The sequence below is a fragment of the Phenylobacterium sp. genome, assembly GCF_044371015.1.
Classification (GTDB): domain Bacteria; phylum Pseudomonadota; class Alphaproteobacteria; order Caulobacterales; family Caulobacteraceae; genus Phenylobacterium.
The window spans coordinates 1-12712 of record NZ_JBILUK010000082.1 but is presented as its reverse complement, the minus strand read 5'-3'; the positions used below and the strand labels follow the sequence as shown (position 1 = coordinate 12712).

The 12712-nt window shown below is 65.8% G+C and carries 12 protein-coding genes and 1 pseudogene; 9 read left to right on the top strand and 4 right to left on the bottom strand.

Annotated features, from left to right (window positions below):
* Both ACIQ3R_RS08915 and ACIQ3R_RS08910 read left to right on the top strand, forming a co-directional pair.
* The coding region (locus ACIQ3R_RS08915; RefSeq protein ID WP_397417498.1) for a glycosyltransferase at window positions 1-651 on the top strand (651 nt) is incomplete at its 5' end.
* Entirely contained in the window at window positions 645-1847 is a 1203-nt protein-coding gene (locus ACIQ3R_RS08910) for an LptF/LptG family permease (protein WP_397417496.1), read from the top strand. The genes ACIQ3R_RS08915 and ACIQ3R_RS08910, both read left to right, overlap by 7 nt.
* A gap of 81 nt (window positions 1848-1928) precedes the next feature.
* Here the strand turns inward: ACIQ3R_RS08910 and ACIQ3R_RS08905 are convergent, their stop codons facing one another.
* From ACIQ3R_RS08905 to phnF, 4 genes are all read right to left on the bottom strand, one after another.
* Window positions 1929-4586, bottom strand: a complete 2658-nt coding sequence (locus ACIQ3R_RS08905; RefSeq protein WP_397417494.1) for a TonB-dependent receptor — start codon at window positions 4584-4586, stop codon at window positions 1929-1931.
* 165 nt (window positions 4587-4751) lie between these two features.
* A complete protein-coding gene (locus tag ACIQ3R_RS08900; RefSeq protein WP_397417492.1) occupies window positions 4752-5483 on the bottom strand; it encodes an endonuclease/exonuclease/phosphatase family protein in 732 nt (243 codons plus the stop codon).
* Window positions 5484-5491: 8 nt separating this feature from the next.
* The gene (locus ACIQ3R_RS08895) at window positions 5492-6625 is read right to left on the bottom strand and encodes an alpha-D-ribose 1-methylphosphonate 5-triphosphate diphosphatase (protein ID WP_397417490.1); all 1134 of its coding nucleotides are present in this window, start codon (window positions 6623-6625) and stop codon (window positions 5492-5494) included.
* Window positions 6626-6642: 17 nt separating this feature from the next.
* Window positions 6643-7344 carry a phosphonate metabolism transcriptional regulator PhnF gene (gene phnF / locus ACIQ3R_RS08890; protein WP_397417487.1) on the bottom strand — a complete coding sequence of 234 codons (702 nt, stop codon included), beginning with the start codon at window positions 7342-7344 and terminating at the stop codon, window positions 6643-6645.
* 166 nt (window positions 7345-7510) lie between these two features.
* On the opposite strand from phnF, the gene phnG reads away from it, so the two are divergent.
* The 7 genes and pseudogenes from phnG to ACIQ3R_RS08855 form a co-directional block, all read left to right on the top strand.
* Window positions 7511-7981, top strand: coding sequence for a phosphonate C-P lyase system protein PhnG (gene phnG, locus ACIQ3R_RS08885; RefSeq protein WP_397417485.1), 471 nt, complete (start codon window positions 7511-7513; stop codon window positions 7979-7981).
* Entirely contained in the window at window positions 7978-8604 is a 627-nt protein-coding gene (gene phnH, locus ACIQ3R_RS08880; RefSeq protein ID WP_397417483.1) for a phosphonate C-P lyase system protein PhnH, read from the top strand. Before phnG ends, phnH begins: the two co-directional genes overlap by 4 nt.
* Window positions 8605-8606: 2 nt before the next feature.
* Window positions 8607-9710: a carbon-phosphorus lyase complex subunit PhnI gene (locus ACIQ3R_RS08875; protein ID WP_397417480.1), complete on the top strand. Its 1104-nt coding sequence runs from the start codon at window positions 8607-8609 to the stop codon at window positions 9708-9710.
* The gene (locus ACIQ3R_RS08870; protein WP_397417478.1) at window positions 9707-10612 is read left to right on the top strand and encodes an alpha-D-ribose 1-methylphosphonate 5-phosphate C-P-lyase PhnJ; all 906 of its coding nucleotides are present in this window, start codon (window positions 9707-9709) and stop codon (window positions 10610-10612) included. Before ACIQ3R_RS08875 ends, ACIQ3R_RS08870 begins: the two co-directional genes overlap by 4 nt.
* Window positions 10609-11406, top strand: coding sequence for a phosphonate C-P lyase system protein PhnK (phnK, locus tag ACIQ3R_RS08865; RefSeq protein WP_397417476.1), 798 nt, complete (start codon window positions 10609-10611; stop codon window positions 11404-11406). The genes ACIQ3R_RS08870 and phnK overlap by 4 nt, the downstream gene beginning before the upstream one ends.
* A gap of 7 nt (window positions 11407-11413) precedes the next feature.
* Entirely contained in the window at window positions 11414-12118 is a 705-nt protein-coding gene (phnL, locus tag ACIQ3R_RS08860; protein WP_397417474.1) for a phosphonate C-P lyase system protein PhnL, read from the top strand.
* 3 nt (window positions 12119-12121) lie between these two features.
* Window positions 12122-12712: pseudogene (locus ACIQ3R_RS08855) on the top strand (hypothetical protein); the annotation flags it as partial.

Genomic DNA, 12712 nt, shown 5'->3' with positions numbered 1-12712 from the left:
AGGTGCGAGGCGTGGCGCCGGGCGCAAGGCTTTGCTGCGGATCGGCCGGTGATCGTGTTCATGGGCCGCGTCGTGCTGGAGAAGGGCCTGGGTGTCTTCGCCGAGACGATCCGGAGACTCGAACTGCGGCAAGGGCCGGTGCAGGTGCTGGTTGTGGGCGATGGGCCGGCCCGATCATGGTTCGCCGAACGCCTCCCCGGCGCGGTGTTCACTGGCCTCCTGACGGGCCACGACCTGGCCAGGGCGCTCGCCAGCGGTGACATCCTGTTCAATCCCAGCGCGACTGAGACCTTCGGCAACGTCAATCTGGAAGCCATGTCAGCCGGGCTGGCTCTGGTCTGCGCGGACGCACCCAACACGCGGTCGATCCTCTCCTCCACCAGCGCGCGGCTTTGTGAAGCCGCCGATCCCGACGCCTTCTGCCGCGCGTTGAACGAACTCCACGACGACCCGGGGCTGCTCAGCGTTCTGCAACACGAGGCCCTGGCCCGGAGCGCTGCCTACCGCTGGCCGGAAATCCTTCAGTCCATCGCCGAGGTCTATCGTGAAGCCTGCGAGCTCAGGCATGGCAGGGGCGTAGAAGCAGCAGCCGGGCCAAGCGCCCGCCTTTCGGCCGAGCCAACGCTGGACGCCCTGGCTGGAGGATGGTGATCCCCCGCCAAATCGACCGCTACATCCTGCGTTGCGCGCTTGCCCCGATGGGTGGAACTCTCGCGGCGACAATGATCGTGTTTCTGCTCGAACGGCTACTGCGGTCCTTGGATATCCTCGCCCAGACCGAGCGGGGTTTCGATTTCCTCCTCCAACTCGCCATCAATCTGACCCCGCACTATGCAGGCCTCGTGCTTCCGGCCGGCTTCTTCATCGGCCTTTTCGTGGCGATCAACCGGCTCAACAATGGCTCCGAGATCGACGCCCTGCTGGCCGGTGGGGTTTCGTTGAGCCGCATCATGGCGCCCCTGGTCGTTCTCGGCCTGGTCTTCATGCTTTTCAGTTTGGCGCTCTACGGCTTCGCCCAGCCGTATGCCCGTTACGGCTATCGTGCCGTGATGCACGCAGCGCGCGACGCCGGGTGGAATGGTGAGGTCAGACCCTTCGCGGTGCTCACACCGACGCCGTCCCTATCCCTTACGGCCGACGGCTCGGACCAGAGCGGCCGGGTTCTCACCAGGGTCTTCATCCGGCGCGTCGGAGCAGGCGGCGGCGAGGACGTCTTCACGGCTCAGTACGCCCGTCTGCAGAGGGAGGACGGAGGAACCGCGGTGAGGTTGGAGCTGGTGAACGGACAGCAGTACCGGATATCGGCCTCCGGCCGACCCCAGTTGCTCACGTTCGAGAGCCTCACCGTTCGTTTGCCGTTGGTGGCGCCGGCCCGTCTGCTGCGTTCGCGGGGCGGCCAGGAAAACGAGCTGACCCTGTTAGAACTTGCGGACCAGGGGTTCGGCGCACCGGAACCGAGCCTGCCGCGTCAGGTGCTGCTGGCCGAGCTTTACTCCCGCCTCGCTCGCGCGGTCGCCCTTCCACTCATGCCCCTGTTGGCGCTGCCCTTCGCCCTGACCGCCAAGCGCGCCGGAGCCTCGCCGGGCATCGCGGTCGCCGGTATCCTGATCTTCGCGCTCCAGACCTCCCTGGTGTTCAATCAAGGGCTGGTGGCCACTGGTCGGCTCTCAGCCTTGGAAGCCCAGGGCGGGCCGATTGTCATCTTCGCGTTCGCCTGTGTGGTCGCTTTCCTGCTCGGCCGGAAGCGGCCCGGCGAGAACCCCCTGAGCTGGATCGCCGAACGCCTCGGCGACCTGATCCAAGCGGCGCTGCGGCGACGCCGACCGGCGGACTCACGAGCCAATTAGTCAACGCTTGGGAACTGGCGACCCAGGGTTATCCCCGCTCAGACCGAGCCGTCTGAACGGGGACGGTCGCTCGCGGCGGCTTCAGAAGCGCGCGCGGACGCCGAAGAGAAACCGGCGGCCGAAATACTCGAGTTCGTAGGGCCGGTCCCGCGTGCCCTGGAAACGCAGGCCGCGTTCGTTCGTCAGGTTGTTGATGTCGGCGTACAGCGTCACATAGTCGTTGACCTGATAGCGCCCGGAGAACTCCACCCGCTGCTGGGCGTCCCAGACCAGGTCGCCGGCTGAGGTCGCGCCCGGAGAGACTTCGTCGATCCAGCTGGTCCGATGCTGCCAGGCCAGGCGAAGCGAGAAGCCATACTTTTCATAAAACAAGGCCGCCTGGGTGATGCGATCCGATGTGCCGGGGAACGGCGCCTTGCGACCGGTGCCGATGTCGAACTCGCCATCAAGGAAGGCGACGCTGGCCTGGATGCCCAAGCCGGACAACGGGCCCGGCAAGAACTCCCAGGGATGGTAGTAGGAGAACTCGACCCCCTGGAGGAACCCGTCGCCGCCATTGAGCGTGGTGGAGTAGGTGTAGGCCGCGCGGCTGACGCCGCCGCTGTCAAAGCGCGCGTCGCCGACCGTTTCCGTCGCGTCGAACAGAACGTCCTTCACTTCCCGGCGGAAGTAGCTGGCCGAAAGCAGACCGGCGGCGTCAAAGTACCACTCGGCGCTGAGATCCACGCCATAGGCCGTCTCGGGCTTCAGGTTCGGATTGCCGCCAATGATGCTCTGGACGCCCGGCGCATCGTTGATCGAGACCGTGGCGCGCTGATCGGTGAAGCTCGGGCGGGCGGCGCCGGTTATGAAGGCGGCTCGCAGTTTGACCTCGTCATTGAGGTCGTAGGTGTAATGCAGGCTCGGCAGGATCTGGGTGTCGTCAGACTCCAGTTTGAGGGGCAGAAGCGCAGCGCCGACCTGAGCGCTACCTGCGGCGTCCACCTTTGACCGCTCGATCCGTAGACCCGCCAGCAGCTTGTGACGCTCCCAGGCCCAGGTGTTCTGAGCGTAGACCGACAGGATCTTTTCATCGACCGTGTTGGCCAGCGCAGGGTTGGGCCGCGGCACGGGGAAGGTTCCGCCGGCCGTGTTGGCCGCTGTCGCTGCGGCGATAACGGCTTCCAGCTGCTTGTTGAGAGCAACGTTATTGATGAAGTTCGCCTGGAACCCGACATTGACTTCCCCGATCGCTGAACGGTCGGTCAGGAACGCGTAGGGCGTCCACGGCACGCCCAGCTGAGCCGCTGTCGTGCCCAGCACCAGCGTTCCGGCCGTACCATTAGGCCGCAGGACCGCCCAGTTGCCGGGGTCATCGAACTTCCGGGCGTTATACTGGAAGCCGGTCTTGAACGTGGCCTCCGCGCCGAAGCTCTCCCAGGTCCGTGTGAGGTCGGCCTTGGCGAAGTTGTCTTCCTGCTCATTGAACTGGCGGAAGACCGCCAGGACTTCCGTGTTGAAAGCCGATTGATTGAGGCTCGTGCGGGCGGCCCCGCGCTCAAGCACCCCGGCCGTGTTTCGAACCGTCTCAAACAACGAGATCACCGGCGTGCCGGCCTCGCCCGCCGTGAACGTCAGCGAGGGGCGCAGCAGGGCGCCGGTCGTGTTGCCCGTCGTGGACGCAGACGTCGCGGTCAGCGGGAGATTCTGGCGGAACGACGCCTCGGACCGACCCACGTCCCAGTTGAGTTTCCAGCCGGAGAACTCGTGATCGCCGTGGAGGATGAACAAGGTGTTCTTGGTGGCGTAGTCCCCATCCTCAAAAAGGCCTGCGACGGGCACAGACACCAAGTTTCCCGATGTCGCGGTGCGCGTTCCGGAGGCTGCGCCAGCAAAATTGAAAGTGTATTGGTTGCGCTCTTCAATATCGATGAACTCACTGCGGAGCGCAGAGAATCGGATGCTGTTCTGATCGTCCATCCGCCACTCGACCTTGGCGTTGTAGGCGCTGGTCTTTCTCTTGATGCTGTACTTCGCGAAGCGGACCTCCCGCATGCCAATGGCGTCGAACCGGGGCTCGTAGTTGTCGGTATCCTGAATGAAGCTGAACTGCGAGGCGCCGAGCACAACACCGATCGTGTCATTCGACCACGACATCCGGCCGCCATAGCTCTCAACGTCGTCACCGAGGTCGACATATCCGCGGCCGACGTCAAGGTTGACGTGAAAACCCTGCTGGGAAAGCGGTGAGAAGGTGAGGATGTTGACCCGTCCCGCCAAGGCCTCGCCCGGCATGTCGGGGGTCAGGGTCTTGTTGAGCTCAAGCTGGCCGATCACCGAGGCCGGGACGCTGTCGAATCGGAAGATCCGGTCTTCAGCTCCCAGGACGTTGACCCCGTCGAACGCCACGTTGGTCCAGCGCGCCGGCGCGCCACGAACCTGGATGTAGCGTTCCTGGCCCTGGTCGCGTTGCACTCCCGTCGCCGGCAGTCGGGACAGCGCCGCAGCCGCCGTCTGATCCGGAAACCGGCCGATGGTGTCGGCCGCGACGACGGAAACGATATTGTCGGCCGCCCGCTGGACCTCAAGCGACTTGACGATGGAGTCGCGGATCGGCGTGGCGGTGACCACCAGTTCCTCCACCTCGTTGTCGGCGGAGGTCTGGGCCTGCGCCCAGGCTGAGGGCGCACAGGCGAGCGACACGGCGATGGTGGTGGCGGCGACGCTGTTCAGGTCGACACGGCGGCGGGTGGATGACATGAGCGGGACCCCCTGAAAACTGGGGGCACCCTTAGGAGGCGCGAGACACCGAACCGCATCAACGGGATAATAGTTTAGTGACGCCGCTGAAGGTTGTCCGTATTGCAGTGCAGCACGCTTCGGAGCGCCGTTTCGAACCGCGGACAGTGCGGTCTCGCCGCCGCATCAGGCGGGGTGCAGGTCCAACACGACGGCCTTGTGATCGCTGGGCCGAAAACCGTCTTCGTCCGCGTCACCCATGGCCTGGACGATGGATTGGGCCCGCCAGCCGCCGGCCCGCCACAGATGGCAGTGATCGATCGCGGGGCCGGCGTGGACCGGGTCGCCCAGCCTCGCGGGCTGCAGCGTGGACGGCCCGCAGGTCAGGCCGAGCCGTGCCAGCTCAACATCTTCCGCACCTGCGTTGAGATCCCCGGCGACAACGAGGCCGCCGGCCAAATTCTCCTCCGCCCAGTCCAGTGCAAGGTCCAATTGCCTCGCTCGAAGCGCGGCCGCGGTCGGGCCTCGCAGGTGAGTCATGTGCAGGTTCAGGAAGCTCAGGGGTGGCCCGTCGAGCGCGAGAGCCAGCCTCTGGGCGATGCGTTGGCCGTCGTTCGGGTCTTCCGGCAGGTCGATCGCCTCCGACGCTCCGAGTTGGCGCGTGAGGATCGCGAGACCAGAAGAGCTTCTCACAAGTTCGCCCTGATGAAACCGCGGCTTCCGCCGCGCGGGCGCCGCGTGGAGGACAAGTCCCAGTCGGTTGGCCAGTACGCCGGCTGTGTCCCAGCCCGCGCCGACGAAGCATTCCTGAAGACAGACAACGTCCGGCTGGAGCGCAGCAAGCCCGTCGCCCATCAGCCGAAGTCGTCGCGGGTAGTCACCTTCATTCTTCCAGGTATTGAGAGAGACGATCCGCATCGGCGACCTCAGGCGGCTCGCTGACCCCCGACCCACACGCCGCGCACAACCGGCAACCCCTCGATCACGCGGACACGGACGAGATCTGCACGGCGGCCTGGTTCGATCAGGCCTCGGTCGTCGAGCCGCGCCGCACGTGCGGGACCTGACGTCACAACGCCGGCCGCCGCCGGGAGGCTCCATCCGAACTCCGGCCGGGTGAGCGCGAAGGCGCATTCGATAAGGCTGCGCGGCACATAGTCCGAGGCGAAGACATCCAACAGACCCTCCCCTGCCAAATCAGCGGCGCGCACGTTGCCGGAGTAAGATCCGCCCCGCATGAGGTTCGGGCCCCCCATCACCACGACCATGCCGCGCTCGCGCGCTCGCCGTGCGGCCTCAAGCGTCACCGGAAATTCGCAGACCGTCGCGCCGAGATCGGCGGCGGCGTCCACGTGCTCAATGTCCTCATCGTCGTGACTGGCGAGCGGCGCACCCCTTGAGCGGGCGACTTCGGCGACCAGCCGACGATGGTTGTCGGCGTTGCGCGCCTGCCGCTCGCGGATACCGTCCATGCGCGCTCTGATCGCGGCGTCGTCCATCCCGCCTTCCCGCCACATGGCGAAGTGCTTCTCGGCGTCGCGATACTGGCGTTGGCCCGGAGTGTGATCCATGACCGAGAAAAGGGCGGTCATGGGGTGCCGTGCGAACATCTCCAATTCCATGGGGAGATCGTCGGCGGGCGTCTCACAGCGCCAGTGGATGTGGTGGTCGGCCTTGAGCATCCCGGCCTGATGGGCGGTCGAAAGACCGGTCGCGAGGCGGGCCAGGTTCTCATGATCCCGGGAGGCGGCGGCGTTGAACGATCCGATCGACAGACTGTCGAAGATGGTGGTGACCCCCACCGAAAGGCAGCAGCCGTCATGGGTCACGGCCGCCGACACCGGATCCCAATCGATCTTCGGCCGCGGAAAGAAGTGTCGCTCCAGATTGTCGGTGTGCAGGTCGATGACGCCGGGCATCAGGACGTCGCCGCCCAGATCTTCGCCGACCTCCGACGGACCGCGATCGACCGCCGCGATGCGGCCGTCCCGCACCCGGACTGACCCCAGGAAGGCCTCATCGGCCGTAATCACGCGGGCGTTGCGAAAGGCGATGTCCAAAAGAGACTCCTGGTGGATTAGGCGGGACCCGGAAAGTCGATCTCGACCTCGTTGGCCGCGCGGCTGACGCCGTACTCCAGAGGTCGGCCGAGCCCGTCGATATTGACGTAGCGCTGCACGAGCAGCGGCACATGGCGGGGAATGCGCAGCAGGCTGGCCTCGTGGCCGGTCGGCAACCGCGCAGCGATCCAGGTCACGCTGCGGGTGTAGTCGGGGACGCCGAGGTCAATGAGCGACTGGGTGATGGTGCCGCGGGCCCGGTAGGTCTCGACGAAGGTCGGAAACCGGGCGTGGCTCAGGTGGTGCTGCGATAGTCCGGTGGGTTCGCCATCAATAAACCGACGGCGCTCCAGATAGATCACAGGCTCGCCCGCTCGCAGGCCGAGCCGCGCCGCTACCTTAGCGTCGGCCGGTCGCACCGCCAGTTTGAGGGTCTCAGTCTTCGGTGTACGCCCCCGCTCGCGTACGGCTTCGGTGAAGCGCGGCCTGCGATTCAGCCGCATGGGAGTCGAGGGCCGCCGGACATAGCTGCCACGGCCCTGGGTCGACTCCACAATGCCCTTCTCCTGAAGATCTGACAGGGCGCGGCGCACCGTGTGACGGTTGACCATGAACTCTCGCGACAGCTCGAACTCTGTCGGTAGCTTGTCGCCAGGCGTCAGCTCTCGGCTGAGGATCCTGCGCTCGAGGGAATGCGAAATCTCTCGCCAGAGGGTCATGGCTGCGAGCCATAGCAGCGATGCTTATCAATTCTGAGACACCCAACTAGACAAGTTTTACTGTTGTCGCAGAAATTTCACGACGCAAAGGGTAGCGAGTAACTGAAATTGGACTATCAGTGTACTTGAAATCGCAATTGTAGAATACTTTTCTGGGAGGACAGGGATGCCCGCTCCAACGGTTGTCGATGCCGCCGACGAGCGGCGACGCTGGCTCTCGGTGCTCGCGAAGGCCCGCCCGGCAGAAGTATCAGCCGCCTGGGATCAACAGGACCTCCGTCCCTCCTACCGGCTTCTGCGGCCGCCCGAGATCGGCATGGTGATGGTCCGCGGACGGATGGGCGGAGCGGGCGACGCATTCAACCTCGGTGAAATGACCGTGACGCGGGCGGCCGTTCGGCTCGACGATGGCCCCACGGGCATTGGCTATGTCGCCGGTCGTGACCGTCGCCACGCCGAGATCGCCGCCATCCTTGACGCCATGATGCAGTCGCCGACGCTGCGTCCCGCAGCCGAGTCCGTCGTCGAACCCTTGGCTGCCGCGCAACTCCAACGGCGACAGGTCGCTGGGCGCAAGGCCGCCGCGACGAAGGTCGACTTCTTCACGATGGTTCGCACCCGAGGGCCGCAGGCATGAACGCACATCTCGCCCCCGCGCTTGATCTGAACGAGGTTGCGCCCGGATTCTCCGATCCGACGCGCGATTCGCAGGCCGTCTTCCGCCGCGCGATGGACGCGGTCGCTCGACCGGGCACGATTCACGATCTTTCGTTCGCCCCGGAACCTCCGCATGGCTTGGGACGCGCGGCCGCAGCGCTCGCGCTGACGTTGTTCGACTTCGAGACTCCGGTCTGGCTCGACCCCGCGCTGCGCACGGGTCTCGCCACCAGCTGGCTGCGTTTTCATTGCGCCTGTCCACTGACCGAGGAACCGGAGAAGGCGGCCTTCGCGATCGTGGTGGACGTCGCAAACTGCCCGCCCCTCTCCAGCTTCAATCTTGGGGACGCCAAGTATCCCGATCGCTCCACCACCCTGATCGTCCAGGTCGCAGCGCTGGTCGGCGGCCCTCGGACCGTACTTGAAGGGCCCGGCATAAAGGGACGCGGGGCCCTCGCCCCGGCCGGGGTCACCACCGGCTTCTGGGAACAGATGCAAGCTAACCATGATCGCTTCCAGTTCGGCGTGGATCTGATCTTCGCAGCTGGCGACCTCATCGCCGCCGTGCCGCGCACCACGCGCATCACCGTTAAGGGAGACTGAGCATGGCCTATGTGGCCGTCAAAGGCGGGGAAGCCGCCATCAGCAACGCCCATCGCTGGCTCGCGGAGGACCGTCGCGGCGACCCTTCGGTTCCCGAGCTGGGCGTTGACCAGGTTCGCGAGCAGCTCTCGTTGGCGGTGGATCGCGTGATGAGCGAGGGGTCCTGCTACGATCGCGACCTGGCCGCTCTCGCGATCAAGCAGGCGCGGGGCGACCTGCCCGAAGCCATCTTCCTGATGCGGGCCTATCGCACAACCCTGCCTCGCCTGGGCTATTCCCAGCCCGTGGAGACCGGGGAAATGGCCGTTCGGCGGCGCATTTCCGCGGCCTTCAAGGACATTCCGGGCGGACAGGTGCTCGGACCGACGTTCGACTACACCCACCGCCTGCTGGACTTCACCCTGGCAGCCGACGGGGGTCTGCCCGCCGAGGCGGTCGAGGCCGTTGAACCGCCGCCCCATCCGATGGCCACCGTGGCCAGCATCTTCAACCGTGAAGGCCTCCTCCAGACGGACCTCCCGAGCGGCGGCGACGCCGAGCCCTTCGACCTGACCCGCGAGCCGATGGCCTTTCCGGCCGGCCGCGACCAACGGCTGCAGGCGCTGGCCCGCGGCGACGAAGGCTTCCTGCTCAGCCTCGCCTATTCCTCGCAGCGGGGATGGGGCAACACGCACCCTCTGTGCGCCGAGATCCGCGTCGGCGAGACCGCGGTCGAATTCGTCCCCGACGAGCTGGGCTTTCCGATCGAGATCGCCGAGCTGACTCTGACCGAGTGCCACATGATCTCAACCGGGGCGGGCGGCATGGAGACGGCTCCGCAGTTCGCCGCAGGATACGGGCTCACTTTCGGCCACAATGAGCGCAAGGCCATGTCTATGGCGATCGTCGACCGCGCGCTGCGCGACGCCGAGGACGGCGAAGCCGTCGCGCCGGTGCAGGACCAGGAGTTCGTGCTCTACCACTCCGACAACGTGGAGGCGTCGGGCTTCGTCCAGCACCTCAAGCTGCCGCACTATGTCGACTTCCAGGCCGATCTTCAGCTCATCCGCCGACTGCGGCAGGAGTGGTTCGACCGCGAGGCCGCCCTGAAGGAAGCCGCCGAATGAGCGCCGTCCCCAACGCGCCGGAGCGCTACTACAACTACGCCTATCTCGACGAGCAGACCAAGCGGATGATCCGCCGCGCCATCCTGAAGGCCCTGGCGATCCCGGGGTATCAGGTCCCCTTCGGTTCGCGCGAAATGCCGGTGCCGTACGGCTGGGGTACCGGCGGAATCCAGTTGACCGCGGCGATCATCGGCCCGGACGACGTTTACAAGTGCATCGACCAAGGCGCCGACGATACGACCAACGCAGTTTCGATCCGTCGCTTCTTCGCCCAAGTGGCCGATGTCGCCGTTACTGAAGACACCGGCGAAGCGACCATTATCCAGACGCGCCATCGAATTCCTGAAAAGCCGCTCAAAGCTGGCCAGGTGCTGGTGTTTCAGGTGCCGCAACCCGAGCCGCTACGAGGACTTGAGCCGCGCGAGACCGAGACCCGGGCGATGCACGCCTACGAAGAGTACGGTCTGCAGTATGTGTCGCTCTACGAGAGCGTCGCCACCTATGGCCGTATCGCCTCCACCGTCGGCTACCCCACCTTGGTCGACGAGCGCTACCTGATGAATCCCTCTCCGATCCCGAAGTTCGACAACCCGAAGCTCAACGAGAACGAAGCGATCCTGCTGTTCGGCGCCGGGCGGGAAAAGCGCATCTACGCCGTGCCGCCGCACACCCGGGTCCGCAGCCTGGACTTCGAGGACTACCCCTTCGAAACCCAGACCTGGGAAGAGAACTGCGCCCTCTGCGGCGCCGAGGATTCCTATCTCGACGAGGTGGTTCTGGATGACGCCGGCGAGCGGATGTTCGTCTGCTCCGACAGCCATCATTGCGCCGAGCGGCGCGCCGCGGGCCATGTCGGCCCGATGGCGGGACACCAACTGGCCGAACCGGAGCCCGCGCAATGAACGCTTTGCCCCGGACCATCCAGGCCGCTCCGGTCCTGCGCGTCACCAACCTTACCCGGTGGTACGGCCACATTCTCGGCTGTCGCGACGTGTCATTCGAGCTGCGTCCAGGCGAAGTGCTGGGGGTGGTCGGCGAAAGCGGATCGGGCAAGACGACACTGCTCAACTGCATTTCCGGCCGACTGCCGCCGACATCCGGACAGGTGGAGTTCGACACCGTCCGCTTTGGCCTGACCGACATCTACGGCCTCGCCGAACCCGATCGGCGACGTATCCAGCGCGAAGAATGGGGTTTCGTGCATCAGAACCCGCGCGACGGCCTTCGGATGCGGGCCTCTGGCGGAGCCAACGTGGCCGAGCCCCTGATGAACCTGGGCGGGCGTCACTATGGTCGGATGCGCCAGGCCACCATCGAATGGCTGGAGCGGGTCGAGCTCGACACCCGCCGGATCGACGACAAGCCGCGTCGCTTCTCCGGCGGCATGCAGCAGCGGATCCAGGTGGCCCGCAATCTGATCCATGGACCCAGACTGGTGTTCATGGACGAGCCCACGGGGGGGCTCGACGTCTCGGTTCAGGCCCGATTGCTGGACCTGCTGCGCGAACTGGTGCGCGACCTCGACCTCGCCGTGATCATCGTCACCCATGACATGGCGGTCGCCCGCCTTATGGCCGATCGTCTCATGGTGATGAAGGACGGCAGGGTGGTCGAGAGCGGCCTCACCGACCAGGTGCTGGACGATCCCCAGCACCCCTACTCACAACTTCTCGTCTCCTCCGTGCTCCAGATCTAGGTCGCCCATGAGCCAACCGCCTCTGATCGTCGTCGAGGACCTCTCCAAGACGTTCGTGCTGCACAACGCCGAATCGGCAGCGATCCCCGTATTCTCCGATCTGCGGCTGGAGGTCGCGCCGGGCGAATGCGTCGTGCTCGCCGGGGAGTCCGGGGTGGGCAAGTCCACCCTTATGCGCGCCATCTACGGCAACTACCTGCCCAGCGCCGGCGCCGTCCGCGTGCTCCATGACGGCGCTTATGTGGATATAACGCAGGCGGCGGCGCACCAGGTCATCGACATCCGACGGCGCACGCTGGGCTATGTCAGCCAGTTCCTGCGCGTCATCCCCCGGATTCCGACGCTCCAACTCGTCATGGAGCCCTTACTCGAAAACGGTGTCGATACCGACGAGGCCCGAGAACGGGCGGAGACGCTTCTCACCGCGCTGCGCCTCCCGCGGGCGCACTGGGACCTGCCGCCGGCGACCTTCTCGGGCGGCGAACAGCAGCGCGTGAACATCGCCCGCAGCTTCGTTCGCAACTATCCGGTGCTGCTTCTAGATGAGCCGACCGCCTCCCTCGACGCCGAGAACCGGGGAGTCGTGGTCGGACTGATCCGTGAGGCGCTCGGGGCCGGCGCCGCGATGATCGGCATCTTCCACGATCAAGATGTTCGTGACGCCGTCGCCACGCGGTTGTTCTCGGTCAGCGAATTCAAGACGGCGGCGTGAGCCATGGAAATCCGGATCTTCAGCGAAAACGTGGTGACCCCCGAGGGGCGTCTTCGGGCCGAGGTCACGATCCGAGACGGCGAGATCCTGGCCGTCGAACCGGCGGCGGGACCCTCCTTGAGCGCCGAGGACTGGGGCGCGGACTGGCTGATCCCCGGCCTGGTCGACATCCACACCGACAATCTGGAGCGCCACTATCAGCCTAGGCCGGGCGCCCTCTGGGACGCATATGGCGCCTCCCTGGCGCATGACGGCCAGTGCGCTGCGGCTGGAATCACCACCGTTTTCGATAGCTTGAGCCTGCACGGGATGAAGGACGGTCTGGACCGAAAGACCTCGCTAGGCCCCATGATCGCCGCGATGGACACGGCATCCGCCGACGGCGTGCTGCGGGCCGACCACCTGCTCCACCTGCGTTGCGAAGTGACGAACCCGGAACTGCTCGACCTCCTTGAGCCGCATGCGGACCACCCAAGGCTCAAACTGCTTTCGGTCATGGATCACACCCCTGGTCAGCGCCAGACCACCGATGTGGCCGGACTGCGGCGCCGGCTGCTGCTTGGCGGGCACACCGAGGCGCAGGTCGAGTCGTTG

What these genes read in the sequence shown, in the direction of transcription:
- ACIQ3R_RS08900 (WP_397417492.1), bottom strand. Translation starts at nt 5,483, where the DNA reads ATGCGGATCGTCTCTCTCAATACCTGGAAGAATGAAGGTGACTACCCG.
- ACIQ3R_RS08910 (WP_397417496.1), top strand. Translation starts at nt 645, where the DNA reads ATGGTGATCCCCCGCCAAATCGACCGCTACATCCTGCGTTGCGCGCTT.
- phnG (WP_397417485.1), top strand. Translation starts at nt 7,511, where the DNA reads ATGCCCGCTCCAACGGTTGTCGATGCCGCCGACGAGCGGCGACGCTGG.
- ACIQ3R_RS08870 (WP_397417478.1), top strand. Translation starts at nt 9,707, where the DNA reads ATGAGCGCCGTCCCCAACGCGCCGGAGCGCTACTACAACTACGCCTAT.
- phnF (WP_397417487.1), bottom strand. Translation starts at nt 7,344, where the DNA reads ATGACCCTCTGGCGAGAGATTTCGCATTCCCTCGAGCGCAGGATCCTC.
- phnH (WP_397417483.1), top strand. Translation starts at nt 7,978, where the DNA reads ATGAACGCACATCTCGCCCCCGCGCTTGATCTGAACGAGGTTGCGCCC.
- phnL (WP_397417474.1), top strand. Translation starts at nt 11,414, where the DNA reads ATGAGCCAACCGCCTCTGATCGTCGTCGAGGACCTCTCCAAGACGTTC.
- ACIQ3R_RS08875 (WP_397417480.1), top strand. Translation starts at nt 8,607, where the DNA reads ATGGCCTATGTGGCCGTCAAAGGCGGGGAAGCCGCCATCAGCAACGCC.
- ACIQ3R_RS08905 (WP_397417494.1), bottom strand. Translation starts at nt 4,586, where the DNA reads ATGTCATCCACCCGCCGCCGTGTCGACCTGAACAGCGTCGCCGCCACC.
- phnK (WP_397417476.1), top strand. Translation starts at nt 10,609, where the DNA reads ATGAACGCTTTGCCCCGGACCATCCAGGCCGCTCCGGTCCTGCGCGTC.